The 18,919-nt window shown below is 58.1% G+C and carries 14 protein-coding genes and 1 pseudogene; 3 read left to right on the top strand and 12 right to left on the bottom strand.

The features are described from left to right. Positions 1-10 precede the first annotated feature (10 nt). A pseudogene (locus tag ABIA45_RS36600) lies at positions 11-927 on the bottom strand (IS3 family transposase); the annotation flags it as partial. 53 nt (positions 928-980) lie between these two features. On the opposite strand from ABIA45_RS36600, the gene ABIA45_RS36595 reads away from it, so the two are divergent. Continuing rightward, positions 981-1,196, top strand: a complete 216-nt coding sequence (locus ABIA45_RS36595) for an amidase family protein (RefSeq protein WP_404655292.1) — start codon at positions 981-983, stop codon at positions 1,194-1,196. A 263-nt stretch (positions 1,197-1,459) separates the two neighbouring features. Here ABIA45_RS36595 and ABIA45_RS36590 read toward each other — a convergent pair whose 3' ends face one another. The 5 genes from ABIA45_RS36590 to ABIA45_RS36570 are packed head-to-tail and all read right to left on the bottom strand — an operon-like array spanning position 1,460 to position 6,887. Next, complete coding sequence (locus ABIA45_RS36590) at positions 1,460-2,458, bottom strand: ABC transporter ATP-binding protein (RefSeq protein WP_404655291.1); 999 nt, start codon at positions 2,456-2,458, stop codon at positions 1,460-1,462. Next, complete coding sequence (locus ABIA45_RS36585) at positions 2,455-3,456, bottom strand: ABC transporter ATP-binding protein (protein WP_404655290.1); 1,002 nt, start codon at positions 3,454-3,456, stop codon at positions 2,455-2,457. The genes ABIA45_RS36590 and ABIA45_RS36585 overlap by 4 nt, the downstream gene beginning before the upstream one ends. Positions 3,457-3,463: 7 nt before the next feature. Further along, on the bottom strand, positions 3,464-4,345 hold the full coding sequence (locus ABIA45_RS36580) for an ABC transporter permease (protein ID WP_404655289.1): 882 nt from the start codon (positions 4,343-4,345) through the stop codon (positions 3,464-3,466). A gap of 1 nt (position 4,346) precedes the next feature. Then, a complete protein-coding gene (locus ABIA45_RS36575) occupies positions 4,347-5,291 on the bottom strand; it encodes an ABC transporter permease (RefSeq protein ID WP_404655287.1) in 945 nt (314 codons plus the stop codon). A gap of 3 nt (positions 5,292-5,294) precedes the next feature. After that, complete coding sequence (locus tag ABIA45_RS36570; protein WP_404655285.1) at positions 5,295-6,887, bottom strand: ABC transporter substrate-binding protein; 1,593 nt, start codon at positions 6,885-6,887, stop codon at positions 5,295-5,297. Positions 6,888-7,609: 722 nt separating this feature from the next. Here ABIA45_RS36570 and ABIA45_RS36565 point away from each other — a divergent pair. Continuing rightward, entirely contained in the window at positions 7,610-8,203 is a 594-nt protein-coding gene (locus ABIA45_RS36565; protein ID WP_404655284.1) for an ATP-binding protein, read from the top strand. Positions 8,204-10,387: 2,184 nt separating this feature from the next. Here ABIA45_RS36565 and ABIA45_RS36560 read toward each other — a convergent pair. The 3 genes from ABIA45_RS36560 to ABIA45_RS36550 all read right to left on the bottom strand — a co-directional run bounded on the left by ABIA45_RS36560 (position 10,388) and on the right by ABIA45_RS36550 (position 11,604). Beyond that, positions 10,388-10,927, bottom strand: a complete 540-nt coding sequence (locus tag ABIA45_RS36560; RefSeq protein ID WP_404655283.1) for a DUF2285 domain-containing protein — start codon at positions 10,925-10,927, stop codon at positions 10,388-10,390. 46 nt (positions 10,928-10,973) lie between these two features. Further along, positions 10,974-11,168, bottom strand: coding sequence for a transcriptional regulator domain-containing protein (locus tag ABIA45_RS36555; protein ID WP_404655282.1), 195 nt, complete (start codon positions 11,166-11,168; stop codon positions 10,974-10,976). 163 nt (positions 11,169-11,331) lie between these two features. Then, positions 11,332-11,604: a DNA -binding domain-containing protein gene (locus ABIA45_RS36550; protein WP_404655280.1), complete on the bottom strand. Its 273-nt coding sequence runs from the start codon at positions 11,602-11,604 to the stop codon at positions 11,332-11,334. 640 nt (positions 11,605-12,244) lie between these two features. Between ABIA45_RS36550 and ABIA45_RS36545 the strand changes: the two genes are divergently transcribed. Next, on the top strand, positions 12,245-12,526 hold the full coding sequence (locus ABIA45_RS36545) for a helix-turn-helix domain-containing protein (RefSeq protein ID WP_404655278.1): 282 nt from the start codon (positions 12,245-12,247) through the stop codon (positions 12,524-12,526). A 165-nt stretch (positions 12,527-12,691) separates the two neighbouring features. Here ABIA45_RS36545 and ABIA45_RS36540 read toward each other — a convergent pair whose 3' ends face one another. The 3 genes from ABIA45_RS36540 to ABIA45_RS36530 all read right to left on the bottom strand — a co-directional run bounded on the left by ABIA45_RS36540 (position 12,692) and on the right by ABIA45_RS36530 (position 18,764). Beyond that, positions 12,692-14,035, bottom strand: coding sequence for an LLM class flavin-dependent oxidoreductase (locus ABIA45_RS36540; protein ID WP_404655276.1), 1,344 nt, complete (start codon positions 14,033-14,035; stop codon positions 12,692-12,694). A 679-nt stretch (positions 14,036-14,714) separates the two neighbouring features. Then, positions 14,715-17,186 carry a CaiB/BaiF CoA transferase family protein gene (locus ABIA45_RS36535; protein ID WP_404655275.1) on the bottom strand — a complete coding sequence of 824 codons (2,472 nt, stop codon included), beginning with the start codon at positions 17,184-17,186 and terminating at the stop codon, positions 14,715-14,717. Between the two features lie 795 nt (positions 17,187-17,981). Then, a complete protein-coding gene (locus tag ABIA45_RS36530; protein WP_404655274.1) occupies positions 17,982-18,764 on the bottom strand; it encodes an SDR family NAD(P)-dependent oxidoreductase in 783 nt (260 codons plus the stop codon). Between the last annotated feature and the right edge of the window lie 155 nt (positions 18,765-18,919).

Below are 18,919 nucleotides of genomic sequence, written 5' to 3'. Positions count from 1 at the left end.
CATAGGGCTTGTCTACAACATCCGTGTCGGTCGGTTTGCCGGGCCGCGAGAAGTCCAGCGTGACGCCGCGCTGGTAGGCCCACAGGTCAAGATCACGCGACACAAACTCGCTGCCTTGATCGATGCGGATCGTTGCCGGGAACCCCACTTCCTTGCAGGCCCTTTCCAACACCTCCACGACGTCGGTGCCGCGGAAGGTGAATCGCGGCGCCAGGGCCGGCGAGAAGCGGGAGAAGGTATCAATGATCGTAAGGACGCGAAGCTTGTGTCCGCTCGCCAACTGATCATGGACGAAGTCCATCGCCCAAGTCTCGTTCGATCGTGTGGCCGGCCTGCGATCATCGCGCAGCTTGGCCTTGACCCGGCGCTTCGGCGTTTTGTTGCGTAATCGCAGGCCCAAGTCGCGATAGATCCGCCGCGTCTTGTTCTGGCCATGGCGCCAGCCTTCACGATGCAGCAGCACGTGAACACGACGATAACCGTAGCGGATACGAACATGGCAGATCTCCTTGATCTTCTGTTCGAGGGCAGCCTGGCCGGAGCGACGGCACTTGTAGTGGTAGGTCGAGCGGTCAAATTCGAGAGCGTCACAGGCCCTGCGGGATCGAGACCTGCCATTCGCTGCGGACCGCGTCGACCAGCATGCGCTTCCGACCAAGCTTCATAGCTTTCGGCGGATCACGTCCTGCAGCATCTCCTTGTCGAGCGACAGGCCGCGACCAGCTTCTTCAGCTTGCCGTTCTCGTCCTCGAGCTGCTTCAGCCGACGCATCTCGGTCGGCAGCAGCCCGTCATACTTCTTCTTCCAATTGAAGTAGGTTGCCTGGCTGATCCCGGCCTTACGGCAGATCTCCGCCACCGCAACCCCGTCGTTGCCCTGTTTCAGGATGAACGCCTTCTGGGCGTCTGAAAACTTCGAGGCCTTGATGGTCCATCGCTCCTCCCAGCCGAGGGATTCGGCAGCGAGAACTCTAGCCACAAATGGTCCAGTTTGCCGGCCTCAGATCATTTCGTATTGTCGGAAGAACAACACTGCCGGGATTCGGTACATCTGGGATGAGCGAGTCCATTCTCCACGGCATCACCGGCAATCCGTGGAATCTGGAGCGCTCCGCGCGAGGTTCATCTTCTGGAGCGGCGCTTGGAACTGACGCAGCTAGCTTGCAATGCGCACGACGAGGTCAATCGTCGCATTAATACCGTCATCGAATTCTACGTGGAGCGTAACGTCCTCTGCCGCGCACAAGAGGGGCTAACCCGGTCGCGTCATAATCAGCATATTCGCTTAATTCCATTAGTAGTCCTTTTTTAACGCTCCGCTAGCCTTCGAAACGCTCTTGTTCGCCTCGACTAGGTCGCCTACCGGCAGGGGATCCTCGAGTTTCACAAGGAAACGACCGCACCGTGAGTGTTCATGAAAATCGCTCCGCCCGGCCGAAAATAGCATTTCATCTAAAGCGTCAGATCGACTTCCCGGAAATGCCCAGCGCGGGAGCGCGCACATGACAGGCCACAACGCGACCGTCTGCCATCGGCGCCAAAGGCGGCCTTTCGACGCGGCAACGCTCGACCGCGATCGGGCAGCGCGGGTGGAACGTGCACCCATTTGGCGGATTGAGTGGACTTGGCACCTCGCCCTCCACCGGCACCGCCTGCCGAACTCGCGTGGGATCCGGCACTGGAGCTGCCGCGATTAGTGTTTCAGTATAGGGATGGACGGGGATAGCAAAGAGAGCCTCGCACGAGGCAAGCTCGACGATCCGCCCAAGATACATGACCGCGACCCGATGGCCGATGTGCTCCACCACACTCAAATCATGCGAGATGAAGACGAAGGCGATGCCCAGCTGCTGCTGGAGGTCCATGAGCAAATTCAGGATCTGTGCCTGCACGGAGACGTCAAGCGCCGACACGGCCTCGTCTGCGACGATAAGTGAGGGCTGGAGGGCCAGTGCGCGCGCGATGCCTAGCCGCTGCCGCTGCCCGCCCGAGAACTCGGATGGGAGCCTGTGCATCATATCGGGAGCCATTCCGACCTTCCGCAGAAGCTCCGCCGCAAGCGCTTGGCGTTGCCTGCGGCTGAGCCGCTCGAAATTCTCAACCGGCTCGGTGATGATCTGTCCGGCGGTGAGACGCGGGTTAAGTGACGAGTAAGGATCCTGAAAGACCATTTGCATTCGACGACGCCATGCACGAAGCGCGTGCGTCTTGAGACCCGCAATATCAACCCCATCAACGATGACGCGTCCGGCCGTCGGCTCTACGATCCGCATCAAGAGGCGTGCGACAGTGGACTTGCCGCAGCCGGACTCACCGACGATGCAGAGCGTCTCTCCAGCCTCCACCGAGAAGGAGACATCCTCTACAGCCCGCACTGCCGGTTCGGTCTTCGTCAGGAAGCCCGTTCCGCGCCCGTAATATTTGGTGAGGTTCTCGACTTTTAACAGCGGATTACTCATGCTCCCGAGACCTCTTCGGAGCGCCAGCAGGCCGCGGCATGACCCGGTTTGACATCGCGCATGATGGGCGCCTTCTCGCGGCAAATGTCGATCACAAACGGACACCGCGGAGCGAAGCTGCAGCCGACGATCGAATCGCGCAGGCTTGGTACAATGCCAGGAATCTCTGGAAGGCGTCGCCGCCGGCCGTGCCGCTGATCAGGCACCGAGCGCATCAGGCCCTGGGTGTAGGGATGCGCAGGGCGTGCAAACAAGTCCAATACGCTTGCTTGCTCTACGATCCGGCCGGCATACATGACAATCACGCGTTGGCACGTCTCTGCCACAACGCCCAGATCATGCGTGATGAACATCACGGCCGTTCCTATGCGCTGTTTCAGATCGATGATCAGCCGCAGGATCTGCGCCTGCATGGTGACGTCAAGCGCAGTCGTTGGCTCGTCTGCAATCAACAGTTCGGGTGAGCAGACAAGAGCCATCGCGATCATGACACGCTGGCGCATACCGCCTGACATTTCATAGGGATAGCTGTCAAGGCGACGCTCGGGGTCTGCGATGCGGACGAGATGGAGCATCTGCTGCGACTTTGCCATCGCCTCGGAGCGGGAGGCCTTGGTGTGGATTTGCAATGCCTCAGCGATTTGGTGACCGACGGTGTGAACTGGGCTTAGGCTCGTCATGGGCTCCTGGAAGATCATGGCAATCCTGTTACCGCGGATCGTTCGTATCTCGGCTTCCGACAGTTTCAGGAGGTCGCGTCCATGAAAGAGTATCTCCCCGCCCACGGTCTTCGCTGTCAGCTTCGGCAAGAGGCGAAGAATTGAGAGCGCAGTGACGCTCTTGCCGCATCCCGACTCGCCGACAACGCCCAAGGTTTCACCTTTCTTCACTTGGAAGCTGATACCTCCCAAGGCGCGAGTAACACTTTCTTCGCCGTAAAAGTGTGTCTCGAGGTCGCGGACATCTAGAAGCAAGTTGTCGCCAGTCGTGTTTTGCATTCGTATGTCACCATCTGCGCTTCAAGCGTGGGTCGAACAAGTCGCGCAGGCCGTCCCCGAGTAGATTGACGGCAAGGACCGTGATCGCAAGCCAAATGCCAGGAGCGAAGACCGTCAGTGGGGCTATGCCGAGATACAACCGAGAAGTTGAGATCATATTCCCCAAGCTAGGGATCTCGGGCGACACGCCTGCGCCGAGGAAGCTCAGCCCAGCCTCAGTCAAGATGGCCGAGGCGCAGATATTGGCGCTTTGGACCATAAGCGCCGGAATGGTGTTTGGGAGGATATGCCGCCAAAGCACCTTCGGTACGGACGCACCACCGCAGAGCGCGGCCTCCACATAGGGACGCTCCCGAACACTCAGGACCACGGAACGAACCAACCGCGCGGTGCTGGGGATCTGGGGAATCGTGATAGCGACGATGAGGATACTAAACCCGGAGCCTCCGAGAGCAACGAGCGCCATGGCCAAGAGAATCGTCGGGATCGCCATCAAGCCATCCATGACCCGCATAATAATACTATCGAAGCTGCGATTGTAGCCGGCGATGACACCGATTAGAAGCCCGCTGAGAGCCGCGCTCGCCACCACCATCAATCCCACGGTGAGTGAGATTCTGGCGCCAAACAACGTTCGCGCAAAGACATCGCGGCCCAAATGATCCGTTCCAAACCACATTGCCGCCGAGGGCGGCTGCAGCGTTTTAAACGGATCCATGTTCATTGGGTCTCTGGCGAAAGACGGCGCAAAAATCGCCGTGAGGATTGCCAGCGCCAATAGGCCGCCGCCGACAAGGACCAGGGGGTGCCGCCTCCCCAGACGGGGAAAATCGGATGATCGCAGCCACGCCGTCGGCGCAGCGTCAATCGATGCAGAAAGAAGAGTCATATCAATACCGAATGCGAGGATCGATCAGCCGGTACGCAAGATCGACTGCGAGATTAATGAGGACGTAGAGCCCAGAAACGAGGATCAGCACGCCCTGAATGACCGGATAGTCACGATTATTGATCGCATCGACGACCAGACGCCCAATACCAGGCAGGTTGAATACTGTCTCAGTAATCACCACGCCACCGATCAGCCAGGCGAAGCTTAGGCCGATTGCGGTGAGGATCGGGGCGCCCGCATTCTTCAAAGCATAGTGAAAAAGCACGGCATAAGTCGAGGCGCCCTTGGCCGCCGCCGTCCGCATATAATCTTCCGAGAGTACCTCGAGCATGCTAGCCCGCGTGATCCGGGCGATGAAAGCAACATAGGACAAGCTCAAAGCCACAGTCGGCAGAATCAGATGCACGAACCAGGGCCCGAGGCCACGATCTATAGGCACATATCCCTGAACGGGAAGCCAGCGAAATTTCATGGCAAACGAATATGTGAGGAAATAGCCGACGACAAACACTGGGACGGAATAACCAAGAGTCGAGAACGCGGTGAGCATTCGATCGACAAAGCCGCCGGCGCGCCACGCGGCGAAAATGCCGAAGGACACCCCCGCCGTGACTGAAACGATCATGGTCAAGATCGACAGCGAAATGGTCGGCTCTAGGCGCTGCGAGACCAAGGTGAGAACTGGTAGCCCCGCAAAAATCGAATTGCCGAGGTTTCCGCTAAAGATCCCCATTGCCCAATAGGCGAGTTGAATCGACAATGGCTCGTTCAGTCCCAATTGTTCGCGGATGTCGGCAACCATCTGTGGTGTGGCATTAGTGCCAGCGATCATAGCCGCCGCATCGCCGGGCACCAGCCTCAGAAGCAAGAAGATGAAAATGCCGACCATCGCCATGACTGCGATGGCCGCGACCAGTCTGCGGAGGACATAAGTGCCTACCACGGCTTAAGCTCCCTGCTGCATATTCCACATCGGGAGAAACGCCGGGTAGCTGATGAGGCCCGTGAGCGTCTTACGGCGCGCAATGGGCGTGATCGTTTGCCCTAAGAAAACGAAGCCGACGCTATCCCACCAGATTTGCTGCATCTTGCGCGCCAGCACCTTACGCTCTTCGAGCGTGCTATCCGCCCATCGGAGCCGAAGAGCCTCGTATTCGCCGTTCGTCGCCCATCCATTGGCGGATCCATTCATAGCCAATCGCTCTGATGAGAGCGGGGTGCCGAAGCTAATATCGATGCTACTCGTGGGGTAGAGACTCCAGCCGCCGTTCTCCACGGGGCCCTTGTTCGACCGACGCTCGACAAGCGCTGCCCAGTCACTTGGTGCAAGCTCGGCGTTAACCCCTATGTTGCGTAGCGTAAGAGCCAGAAGCTGCATGGTATTACTACCTTGAGGCCAGTTCGTCGGTTGGAGAATGACGACCTTCTCACCAGCATATCCGGCTTCCTTGAGGAGCTGCTTGGCCTTTTCCGGATCACCGCCTTTCTTGTACCATGCGGTGTTAGCATCATTGACATATGGAGTGCCGGTTCCGAACAACGATGTTATGGAACGATTGTACTTCGGATTTGGATTAAGAATCCGCATGTACGCATCCTGATCAACCAGATGCAGCAACGCTTGGCGCGCCTTCACGTTGTCGAATGGCTTCTGCAAAGAGTTTATGCTGATAAAATAGTTATCGCCCGATTTGTGCAAATCATCGAGCACGAGATTGGGATCATTTTCGATCATCGGATAAAACTCAGCCACCGGGTCGCTCACAAAATCAAGCTCCCCAACTTGCAAGGCCGACAAGGCCGTCTGCATATCACCGATAGCTTCCCAATTGGCGCGATCGATCTTGACGATCTTGCCGCCGGCCAATCCACTGGGTGGCTCATGTCGCGGGACGTACTTTTCGTTTCGATCGTAGACATACCTCACGCCCGGCTGGAAAAGCGCCTTGTTGAACTTGAATGGACCCGATCCGATATGCTCAGTTACGCGCTGCGCGGGGGGGCGGTCCGCATCTTTCTCGCGCATGATGAACAGGAGGTAGTTCGCGGAATCTGCCATTTGATCGATCAAAATCTCCAGCGGCTCTCGGAGAGCGATCATGAACGTTTTGTCATCTTTCTTAGAGACATCCCTGGTCCTTCCCATGACCATTTTTCCGCCGGCAGTCTGACCCCACCGGCGAATAGAGGCCACGCAGTCGGCGGCAGTGACAGGGGTTCCGTCATGAAAGCCCAAGCCGTCTCGAAGCTCGAACGTATAGGTCTTTTTGTCGTCGGATACGTTCCATTTTTCGACCATTTGCGGCTGAGGAGTGAGCTTTGAGTCGAGCGCAAACAACATGTCGTAAATCGCCAAGCCGTGGTCGACAGTTTTGTAGGCGGTCGTGGAATATGGGTCGAAGTTGGTAATGTTGCCGTTCACCATTTTCACAGTCCGCTTGACAGCAGACGCTAGTTGCGCGCGCAGTATCGATGGAACCGAGAGAGCTGCTCCTGCGAGCACGCCCGCCTTAACAATGTCACGCCGAGAAATCGTCATGTTTCACCCCCTCAAGAACGATTAGGCGTGGCGCATCCACCCACTAGGGGGATAGTTTAAGAGCCGCACGACCACGCTGAACCTTCAGCAACGGTAGCTGGTCGCCAAAGAGGAATTTCACTCAATTGCCCGCAACGCACGAAGGAATCCTGCACCCGCCCCCCCCCGAGACGCACGAATAAAGGCGCGACTCTGCAAAGCAAACGGCACGCTAAGGAGGTGCGGATCAGCAGCGAGGCACTGCGACCGGAGGTGCCGTTTCGACACGAGCATATCGCGAGGGAATTTCAAGCCACCTTCCGGTGCGCGAGGCGTTTCGACAGCAGGAAGCCAAACATCTTGTTGTCTCTATCCCGCGCCGGGCGTGGCTCCACGGGGAATCCGGTGATGAAGGAGATCGCCGGGATGTGGGCCGCGCTCGAGGTGGTCGGCCTGTTTAGATCAGCCTCAACACTCACATCTCACGGCTTTGGAGTGATCGCGCTAACTCTGATCGATGAATATACCCAAAGAAAAAAGAGGAGCTTGCGAGGAGCCAACCATGCCTTTCACCACCCCTGCCCCCTTCTTGCGGGATGCCGCGACTGCTTGCGAAATCGTGATGGAATGCAGCTTACCAAATCGCGATCGGTCTTCCCGATGGCGCGCGCAAACAGAACAACCGAAGTCCCCACCGACCCGCTGAGGCGGCGCGTGCGAACCTGTCAGCGTGAGCGCTGATCTTGCTGCGCGAGCGCGAGATTGTGCGCAAGGATCATCGCCGCATCGAGATGGCATTAAAACTGGCACACTTCCTGGCCGTGGAAGGAGCTTGCGGGCTTCGACTTCGAGGCTCAGACGCCGATCGATCCGGAGCAGATCCGCGACCTGGCCGCGTCACGTTGGTCGCCAAAGGCATGCTGCTGCTCGGTCCGCCGGGCGTCGGCAATTCGGCCGCCGCGCTCGGGCGAGAGGCGATCCTGGCCGGTTACTCGGTGCAATTCACAAGCGCGGCTACGCTGGTCGCTGGCCTCGCCAAGGCGCGTGGTGAGCGGCGCCCGGACGAAAAACTGCTCGCGCTGGCAAAGCCAAAGTTGCTGATCGTCCACGAACTCGGCTACCTGCTGCTGGAGCCCGGCGCGGCGCATCTGTTCTTCCAGTTGTTCATCCGGCGCTACGAAAGCGGTGCGATTCTGATCACATCGAACCGCAGCGTTGCCGAATGTGGCATCGTGTTCGCCTATCTAGTGGTCGCCACCGCGATCCTCAACCGGCTCTTGCACCACAGCCACATGCTGACCATCCTCGACGACAGCTATGGGCTCCGCGCCAAGTGAAAACGCGGTCTCATCAAGGCGGCCGCGCTGCCGGTTCTCCGGTCGGCTTCGCCACCTTCCGTCCGTTTAGCGGCGGAGCCAACCTTCAGCGGAGATCATGAACCCGAGGGTGAGCAGTTCTTCATGACAAAAAGGGGGAGCATTGCATCGCAAAAAATATTACCCGACAACTTCCCTATCGTGTCTGGGAGCGAAGCTGCCGAATCAGTTCCGTGGCGCCTATGGCTGGGTAGATCAGCATGCGCGCAAAGCGCGAGATTACATCAGCGCTGGAGGGACTTATCAGGCGAGCGGGCGGCTAGAGAAGGGACGGATTCTGGACGAGCTGTGCGCCGTTGCGGGATCGGATCGCAAGCACGCGATCCGAGCACTGTCAGTGGACAAGGCTCCGAGATCGGCCGTGCCGCGGCGGCGAGGCCGGACGTCCGGAGCTTCCATTCGCAAGCCCTAATTGTGCTATGGGACGATCTGATGGGCTCTGCAGTAAGCGGCTCGTCGCCATAATCCGTTCTTGCTTCCGCCTCTTGAACGGCACGGCAGTTTGAAGCTTTCTGCCGATGTGAGGTGGAGGGTCTTGAGGGTGAGCGCTGCGAGGATGAATCGCCTGCTGAGCGACGTAGGGATCACATCAGCCGGCGGAGCCTACGGCGCACAGGCTTTTCCAGCGCCGTACGGCGGCAAGTCCCGGTGCGTACATTCAATGACTGGGGATCACTGCCAGGAGGGTACTGCGAAGCGGATCTGGTCGCCACGACGGCATGTCCGTGTCCGGCGCCTTCATTAGACGCTAACGCTGGTCGATATAGCAACGGGGTGGACCGAATGCTTTCCACCCGTCGTGCGTGAAGCAGCTCTTATGGTCGAGGCTATCGAGCGCGCGCAGAACCTATTTACCTGGCCCGTTCGCAGGCTCGATTTTGACGACGACAGTGCCTTCATGAACCGACACGGTCGTGTCGTGGTGCCGCTCTCACGAGGTTGAAGTCACTCGTTCCAGGGCCTACAAGAAGAACGATCAGGCATTCGTGGAACAAAAGAACGGAGCAGTCGTCCGCCGCCTGGTGCGCTACGAGTGATTTGAAGCCATTGATTCCCCTTGCTCATTAGGTCGCCTGTTTGCGGCCGCACGGCTGCACATCAATTTCTTTCAGCCCTCGTTTAAGCTGAAGGAGAGAAGCACCGCGAAGGTGCCAAGGTGATCGAGCTATCTTCCTCCCGCTACACCGTACGGAGGAGCATTGGTCCACCCGAGTTTTGATGAGGCATTCAAACGCACACTTGATCCGGTGGTATTGCTGGCACAGATGCGGGGCGCTCAAAATGAGCTGGGCAAGCGCGTTGATCAGCGGCTGGAAAGCCAGCGATTGCTGTCGTGCAAGCGACTTGGCGGCCTTGGCCCGGGAGCTCGGCGATGGTTGAAAAGAGGGTGAGCAGCGGGGCATCTATCGACGACACTATGTGCGGCGCAGGCCCGTGCCACGTCGGCCATCGATGCTCGATCCCTACATCCCATCGTCGAGGAATGGCTTGCCGCGGCTCCGCGTTTGTCCGCGGTCGATCTTCTCTCCCGCTGGCAGCGCCGCGCCCGGTCGGTTCGGCGGCCGTCAGCGGCGTACGGTGCGGCGATTGGTGAAGAATTGGCGGTCAAGCCGCTCGAGTGCTCATCAGCAGCACAGAGGTCACACTGTCAGTCCAAGCTTCGTGTTGTGGTATCTAATCCCAACAGGTTCGTTCGCCGAATCACCACAAGCCGCTCGCTCGCGACGGTCCTCTGGAGCGCGCGCTTCGCGAGCGGCTTGCTCGGACTCCACGGTCCAATTCAGGAGACGTCAAGGTTCGCTTCGGTAACATTGTCATCTAAGGCAATATGACGGGTAGTTCGGATGGCGTTTAACAGCCGTCCAGACGATTCGGCCGCTCAGGCGACTTGAACCCTTCGCCCCACCCGCCGCAACGTAGTCCTTCACCGTCTGATAGCTGCAAGTTCAGCGCGCTCAACTTGAGAAAACCCATCCGAGCAAAGCCGTCAAAGCTTACGAAGAAAGCCTTCCTTTGTTGCAGCCATCCAGACGCCAAACAGTGAAGGATCAGGAGGCAGACATCTCATCCTATCGGCCGTCGTGTATCTCGCCGGCCAGCGAATTGGCTGGCAGAACGGGAGTATGCCATTTATCTTTGAAGAGCTCATGAACTGTCGTTCCTGCGTCTGCCCTTGTGGAGGAATGCGCGGCAGCGAAGGCGCATGAGGCGCCGCCCCAGTTTAACAAGTCGAATGGTTCGGCTGCGCAAATCGTCTGTTTTCCAGCCCCGCTCAGCAATACGATGGCTTCCAAACAGGCCTTGCGCGATTTGGTGATAGCTATTTCCTTCCTGCCATCCATCCAGTGCGCGCAGCGCCAGGATCAGCCGCCGCTGCTTCAAAGCCGGCAAAGCAAGAGGAGGCGTGCCGAGCGGCCGATGCTCAAGCGCGAGATAAAATCGACCTGCGGCCTGCAAGCGAAGCTCTAAATTCGCATCGAGCGGCAGATCGAGGATGACAGCAGACCCGCCCACGGGAAGCTTGCTCAGGAAAAGGCGATGGTTCGCGCCGCCGAGCGGCACGATCGCATGCCATCCGTCCGGCGCGCGACGCACCTCGCTGCCCGGCAGATTGGCGACGTCCAGCTGGTAGCTCTTAGGCGCCATACGGTTGGCCGCCCGCACAGGCAGTACGGTCGACAGCACCTCGGGCGCCCAGAAGACTGCTTGCTTGTCGAAAGCCTCTTGCGGATCAGCTGGAAAACGAGAGCCCCCACTTCCGGCGGAACTGGCCCGCCGGTGCGCTTGAACGTTCGCGGAGAGATAACCGCCTATAATCCTCTTGGTAGTCGCGATCTCGGCGCAGCCACTCCCAGGCCAGATCAGCCGCTTCTGCGCTCTTGAGGCCGCAGTATGCCTCCTCAGATCTCCAATCAGTATTCGGCATCTCTCCATTTCCCGCATGATCTTCACACGCGGCGAACTGCAGCCGATGATTGTGGCGCTTTACGGCTGCATGCGTACCGTGCGCTCGCTTTGCATGCACTTAATCGATGGCACGATCTTCTTTTGCGATTGCTAGGAATTCTGCCGATCCTGCTCAGCCCTGTTCATTCCTTGGGCCAACCACCTCGGAGCAGATCACGATAGCCGTGGCTCGCTAGCCACTTGGCCCGAGCCAGATGACTTTCGAAGGTGCGTCGCGCGCCTTCCGGTTCAAGGGCCGCGTCAAGTCCCAGCACAATGCGCGCGATTTCGCGCCAATCGGCCTTGTCAGCGTCGGCATCGAGAAGTCGCATATAGGTGATAGCGTGCTCCTTGTCGTATGACGTGAGCTCGTACGCGCTTGGCGCCAATTCTGCGATCTTCGGATCGGCCGACACTCCCTGAAGCTCCTACCAAGTTGAAAACTCTATTGAAATCGGAGCAACAATAACGGACTTGGGGCCATTTTGGGACCGCTCGAATCGTCGCGGTCCCAAGCTATTTTTCCCTCGTCGTAACTGCGAGCGCATATCGGCTCACAATGACCTAGTGACTCCATTCTGGGCATTTGCTCTTTCATCGGCCCGGGCTCTACTCGCAGTCCATACCGCGACCGCTCGCGGATTTGCACAGCTTAGGCCGTCCTTGCTCTTCACCCTGCCGGAACGGAATGGACACCTGTCGTTTTCCCGCACGCTGGGGAAAGACTGCGGCCTAAAGGCAGCCAAGTGGAAAGAACTCGTTCACTTTTGGAGCTCCAGCTGACGGCCGCCCTATTTGGTCGCGACGCCCAGAAAAAGCGCCTTACCTCTGGGCTCATTTTGCTCTCCCGCCAGTAGCGAGCTCTCGCACCGTAAGCGCGCCTGTGATGGGTCGACGGCATCCGAAAACGACAAACTCCATGACATCTGCGTCTCACGGTGGCCTGCTCCCTAGAAGCAATAGTGCCAGGAGAGCCAATTGCTTGGGTGTGAGCTTATCGTAATAGTGTGGCTATCACCAGTGGTTTCATAATCGTCGGAATGGCTGCCTTTGCGCATGAACGCTCGTGCGCTTGTGGTCTGGAATGTGCGCCGGATCCGCGTAGAGCGCGGCATTCCGCAAGAGCAATTGGCCTATGATGCCGGGATCGACCGCTCGTATATGGGGCGCATTGAGCAGAAGAAGGAGAACCCGACCATTGATCTCCTGGATCGTATCGCCGCGACCTTGAGTATTCACTTGTCCGAATTGTTCGCGGAGCCGGCTAACGATGCGATGCCCCCCAAGCCGATGTCTAGGGGACGCAAGCCGGCCCGCCAGTGCCGGAATAGGAAGTAACTTAGAAGGCCATGCTTGTAGCTAACGACGGGCGCAGACGAGCCGGAGCGGCCTCGCGTGCCGCTTCAAATCGACGGCGGCGATTCTGAACCTCCGGCTCGAGCTATGCTGGTTCCTCTTAATCAGCGCCCAGCGCGACCTGCGTCCAGGTAGCCAAAGCATAGCTTACGCCGCTCGTGTAAACTGATTGTCTGGCCGCTTGAGCCCGAGGTTCTCTCTAAGAGTCTGCCCGGAGCTTTTCGACCTAAACTTACCGCGGCGGCGCAATTCGGGAACGACGAGCTCCACGAAATCCTTGAGCCCGCTCGGAACGATGGGGGGAATAAGGTTGAATCCATCGGCCGCATATTGATCGTAGGTATTGATCATGATGTCGGCTATCTCATTAGGCGTCCCTACCGCCATGAGATGTCCGCGCGAATCCGATATCAAGCGGATCAGCTGTCTCCAGGTCATTCCTTGGCGTGCAGCTACCTCGAGGAGCACCTTCTGGCGGCTCTGAATGAAATTCGTCTCCGGCAAAGTGGCAGGAACTAACGAATCAATATCGATCGCACGCAGGTCGGAGACGAACCCCAGCCATCGATCTGCGGTCTCCATCATGACGTCTGGATCAGTATAGGACTGCAGTTTCCTAAGCTTATCGGAGGCCTCCTGCCTGGTCCTTCCAACAATCGGGACAATGCCAGGCATGACCAACACCTGATCGTCTTCGCGCCCCAGCCCGCGAGCCTTCTCCTTTAGATCTGCATAGTACCGCTTGCCGCTTTCAAGCAATGGCTGTGCCGTGAAGACGACTTCAGCAAATTCTGCAGCAAATTTGACTCCGGCCTCGGATGAGCCAGCCTGAACGAGTACAGGATAGCCTTGAGGGGGCCGCGCGATATTCAGTGGGCCCCTAACCGAGAAATAGGTTCCGCGGTGATTGAGGAAGTGCAGCTTGGCCGTGTCGGCGAAGATTCCGCTTTGCTTGTCACGAACGAAGGCGTCATCTTCCCATGTGTCCCAAAGCCCCTTCATGACGCCTACGAACTCTCTGGCCCGCTCATAGCGCGCGTCATGCTCTGGAATTTCCTCATCACCAAAGTTTGCACCCTCGAACTTATTTCCGGAGGTCACGATATTCCAAGCGGCACGTCCGTGCGAGAGGTGATCAAGCGAAGCGATCATACGTGCGAGATGATAAGGCTGGTGATACGTCGTGGTCGCTGTTGCAACAAAGCCGATATTCTTTGCTTTTGATGAAAGAGCTGACAACAGCGTGATCGGCTCAAACGTATCGTTTCGGCCTGCACGCGCTATGTCTGCATGATCTCGCTCGACGACACTTGGGCTGTCCGGAAGAAACACGAAGTGAAATGCCGCGCCTTCGGCAAGAGCCGTAAGGTGTGCATAATGCTCGATATCGACCCCGCCAGTCTCCGGCACGCTTGGATCGCGCCACGCTCCCTCGATATATCCCGCCTGCAAGACGTATAATCCGAGCGCCATCTCACCATTTCGCGCCATGCCGTACTCCCCTTCTCAAGCGTCTCTCATGTTAGACGACTGGCCAATCGACCGAAAAATCACATTCGAAGGTCTACGCCCCGAGCCGAACCGCAGGAGCGAACAAAGCAGCGGAAGGAAGCCGGCGGCGGTTCAGATTCAGCATTGCTGCTGTACAAGCGCTCGTCTTCCACCCTAGGACTTCGCGAACAAAGTCTGTCTCCGGCAGTTCGCTCTGTTGCTGCTGATGTCGACAGTATAGGTGCCACGACTGCACATTCGCATCAACAGTGAGCACTAGTAGTTGACTTGAGCGCCGCTCTTCATTCGGTCTGTGGAGTTTTCGCAAATTGCGGCCGACTTCCACCGCTCGACCTCATTTGTCTCGGCCCCTTACGAAGAGCGCCTGATCGACGCAGTAGCTGATGCATAGCGGCCTATCGTCTTTGCAGGCTACCTTATGATCCGGTCAGGAGACCTGCCGCCGAACTGAGGCGGCTCCTCAAGTAACGTGAGACTCCTCTAACGAGCGGGCAGCGCTTCGCCCTAGTTAAGTGCTTGGCGCACCAACTTGCGAACAGATCAAACGCAAGCGCAACTGCGCAGTTATCGCACGCTCCGGCCTCACATTTAGCTGGCAAATCCCCCGCGTGCGCATGGGTCTATGTAGTCCTTAAACAGGCCGCATGTAAACGCAACGCTATCTCGTTGGAGCTTCTTCAGAGCGCCGTCTTTGTCTCAGCTCCACATCCGAGAGCATTTGTGTTCCGATGATGCCCTTCCCTTCGAGCTTCGAAATTTCGGCGTCGCAGAGCCCCAAAAGCCCGGCCACAATTTCCCTGTTATGCTCTCCCAGCGTCGGGGCTGCTCGGCGGATCGAACAAGGCCGTGCGCCTTCACGAATCGGGATCGACGACTGCGGGTGCCCACCAATGAAAGCGCGTTCAACGTGCTGAAAGAATGAACGAGATCTTAGTTGCGGATCTTTCAATAAGTCGACGGGCAGGCGGACCACGCCGGCTGCGATGCGTGCTGCCTGCAGCAAGAACATCGCATGATCTGCATCAAGCGTGCATGTCCAGGCTTCGATGGCGCTCTCGATTGTCTCCTCCATCGCACGGCGGCGGTCCGCAAGCTTGAGTGAGGGGTCAGCAGCCCAGTCTGGTCGCCCGATCACGCTCGCAAGTCTCTGCCACATACCGACATCCGTGGCAGCTATCGCGATCCAGCTGTCATCCCCGGCGCAGCGGAAGCAGCCGTGCGGCACAAACTGAGGGTGCCGGTTGCCGTACCTTCTGGACGTACCACAAAGTGATTGCATAATGATCCATGGAGCAGCAAGCGGCATCATGCATTCGACCTGCGCGAGATCAACAAACTGCCCCTCCCCAGTCTCGCGGGCGTGGATCAGTGCAACAAGAAGTGCAGCGCAACCGTTCAAACCGCCTATCGCATCCCCGAACGCAACATGGCTCATCACCGGCGGCCCGTTGACCGTTCCTACCACACTCGGCAACCCGGAAGCCTGCTCCAGCGTCGAGCCATATGCTCGGCAATCGCGAAAGACGCTGTTCTTTCCGAAGGCTGACATTGACATCACCACCAGGCGCGGGTTGAGCCTTCTCAACACTTCGTAGCCAAGCCCAAGCCTTGGCAGCACATCAACCGAAAAGTTGTCGACAACAATGTCGGCGCTCTCTATCAGCCGCTTAGCAAGCGCAAGGCCGTCGGCTCTGGTCAGATCGAGGGTGATGCCGCGCTTATTTCGATTCATCATGCAATAACGTAGCGTCTTCTCGTGCATCTGACGATTTACGTAATCCGGTCGGCGATCAACACCGCGCCACCAGTCCGGGTACTGGATCGCCTCGATCTTGATCACGTCCGCACCAAGGTCGGCAAGGGTTCGCGTACACAATGGGCCAGCCCAGCCCATCGAAAAGTCGATGACGCGAGTTCCGAACAAAGGCTGTTCGGCCGGGCTGCCGGAGCCGCGGAATATCGACGCTCCGTCGGTGGGCTTCCGTCTGGTATTCGTGGAAGATGAAGATTGCCGTTCGCCGGGGGACGGAACCCTTCCGCCGCGGCGAGGTGGTGTCAAGGTCAGCCGCTGCATCGAGCCAGCGGTCAGCGCTCTTTCCGGGCCGAGCAGAATGGGTACGATTGCGCCACGCTCAATCTTCTCTTGATCCTGGAGAAGAGCGCTTATGTCTGGCACCGGTACAATCGGGATCTTGCGCTTTAGACCTTCGGCAAACCACTGCTGCGCGGTCCGCCTCCTCAGCCTTGGGATGACCAATCGTTCGATCTCTTCCACGTAGTTCAGACGGTCGGCACCCAGCACCAGGGCTGGATCGTCTCGCAATTGAGGAAGGCCGAGCATGTCGCAGAACGCACGCCATTGTGCCGGGGTTATTGTCGTGACGCCGAGCCATCCCATTTTTGTTTCATAGATGCCGGCTGGAAAGTTTGGCCAGAAGCGATTGACGCCGATCCGATGCATCACCTCGCCCCGCTGGTATGCCTCGAATAACTGATACTCGCTGAGCGAGATACAGGCTTCGAAAATGCTGAGCGAGTACGACCGACCTGCTCTACTGTGCATTCGCGCAAGCACTGACGAGGCAGCCGCGATAAAACCCCATAGACCCGCTAGGACGCCAGTCTGGAAATCCGGCGAGTGCAAAGGTGGGCCTTTGACCGGCCCAACCAGCTTAATGAGCCCGGCAAGGGCGCGAATGATCGTGTCACTCGCGATGAATTCAGCATAAGGCCCCTCGCGGCCGAACCAGCTCGCCTCGAGATAGATTAGCCTTGGCTGCCGCTGTCGGATTGCGGCGACATCAATGGGCGGGCAGTTCGCAGCATCGATATTGCGGCCATCGATTAGAATGTCGCAATCCTCAATCAAGAGTGTGAGCCGCTTGACCGCCTCTGGGTCCACAGGATCGATGACAATACTTGATTTGTTGAAGTTCAGGAATGCGAACCACGCACTATGGCCGCCCGGGGTGAGCGGAGCGCTGGAGCGAAGTGGATCGCCAGACGATGGCTCGACCTTCCATACCTCAGCGCCGAAGTCGGCAAACAGCCGCGCACAATAGCTCGTCGCAGCTGAGCTACCAATTTCGACCACTCGCACCTGCGACAACACCTCTCTGGATCGCTTCATTTTCTAGGCCATGATTATGCTTTCGGAGTCAGCCTGATGACTAGGTGCGCGTCAACCCCAAGCCGCCCACGAGAGCGCGACAGCCCCAAGCTTTCAAGCTAGGACCGCTGGGACACGACGTCACCATGGATATATTCGGATCCACCTGCTCGCCTTTCCGCTGATGCTCAGCCTCCCAGCAAGGACCATGCCGGCTCGCACTGCTAAAACACAATCCTTTCGACACAACACCGCGCATCGCTCCCAACGGTTCGCCATCTCGAACTTCTGACAACTCACAGCTGATGGATATGCGAGCTAATCCTGAGCTACGGAATGCACTTTGAGATCCTACCGCGTCATTGGAGCGTCCTTACGACTGGGACACCGTCCCACAGAGACGAGCCTCCCCGACAGGCGCCGCATATTGATCGGACCACCCGTCTTTATCAGACATTGCGATGACACCCGTCGTAGACGTCTCGATGAGTTTCATCCACGGCCGGCTTGGCCACACGCGCAGGAGACGCCCTTGCGCGGATTGATAACATAGTACCCCTCTTCACCCGAACATTCCTGTCCGCTACATTGCAAACCGCTGGACTTACGACACCCGCCTCGCGGCCTTCGCCCAGAGCGTTCCATGCCGATCTTCTTCCAAGTTTTGTCTTGGCCCGATGTGATACAGCAGAGCGCCATCCATTTGACCACATCAGCGCAGGGGAAATACTGTAGTCGTTCACCTTAGACGAGGCGATCCATCCGCTCTCAACTCGGAGCATAAGTCCGCTATCACGTCACAAAGACGCCCATCGGCTAAGCGGCGAACTCGCCACCTGTGATATCGATCGTCGCACCCGTAATAAAGCTTGCTTCCGGTGAGGCCAGAAACGCAGCGAGGCACGCAACTTCCTCGGCCGTTCCGAAACGACCGACAGGAATGCGGGCGAGGGCTGAACGGTTTACCGCCGCTTCCGCTGGCCCGGTTAGATCACTGAGAACCCGACCCGGGGCGATACAATTGACCGTGACACCGTATGGGGCGAGATCACGTGCGGCAGCGCGGGTTAAGCCGACCAGACCCGCCTTCGATGCAGCATAATGCGGACCCGCGATCAACGGCACGGCGCGGCCTGCCAGAGATCCAATGTTGATGATGCGCCCAAACCCGCTTGAAATCATTGATGGCGCTAAAAGTCGTATGAGAAAGAACGGGCCGCTTAGATTGACATCCATGACCCTTGCCCATTCCTGAGATGACATCTGCGAGAGCCAGGGAGCATTCTGGTCCACGCGTTTCGGAGAGATGCCGGCATTGTTAACTAGAACGGTGATCTTGCCCCAGCTTTTGCGGACCTGGTCAACAAACCTGGTTACTTCAGGTCCCTGAGTGACGTCGACCACCCCTGCACAAATACGATCTTCCGAACAGCCAAAACCGTCTAGCGCATGCTGCACGTGCTTCGCTTGTGTCGCCACGAAAGCTACTCGATAGCCATCCGCCAAGAACCGTCGTACAATGCCAAGTCCGATCCCGCGCGCTCCCCCGGTTACGAGTACAACGCCCGGATCACCCTCTTTCAGCTTAATTGTCGCCATGCTTCATGGCACTCCGAAGGAGCGTCTTTGTTTTGCGCTCGTTAGCGAGAGATGGCGCCCGCAAGACGTGTAGTGTCCACTAACAGAACGACTCTCATGTCCGCCGCGCCCCACCAGATGTACCTTGTTGCCGCTGTCCGCCTTTGTAGCCTTTA

It is taken from the genome of Bradyrhizobium sp. USDA 336 (assembly GCF_044908355.1).
Classification (GTDB): domain Bacteria; phylum Pseudomonadota; class Alphaproteobacteria; order Rhizobiales; family Xanthobacteraceae; genus Bradyrhizobium; species Bradyrhizobium yuanmingense.
Note: the sequence above shows the minus strand (reverse complement) of the source record. Positions and strands in the feature narration are given on the sequence as shown.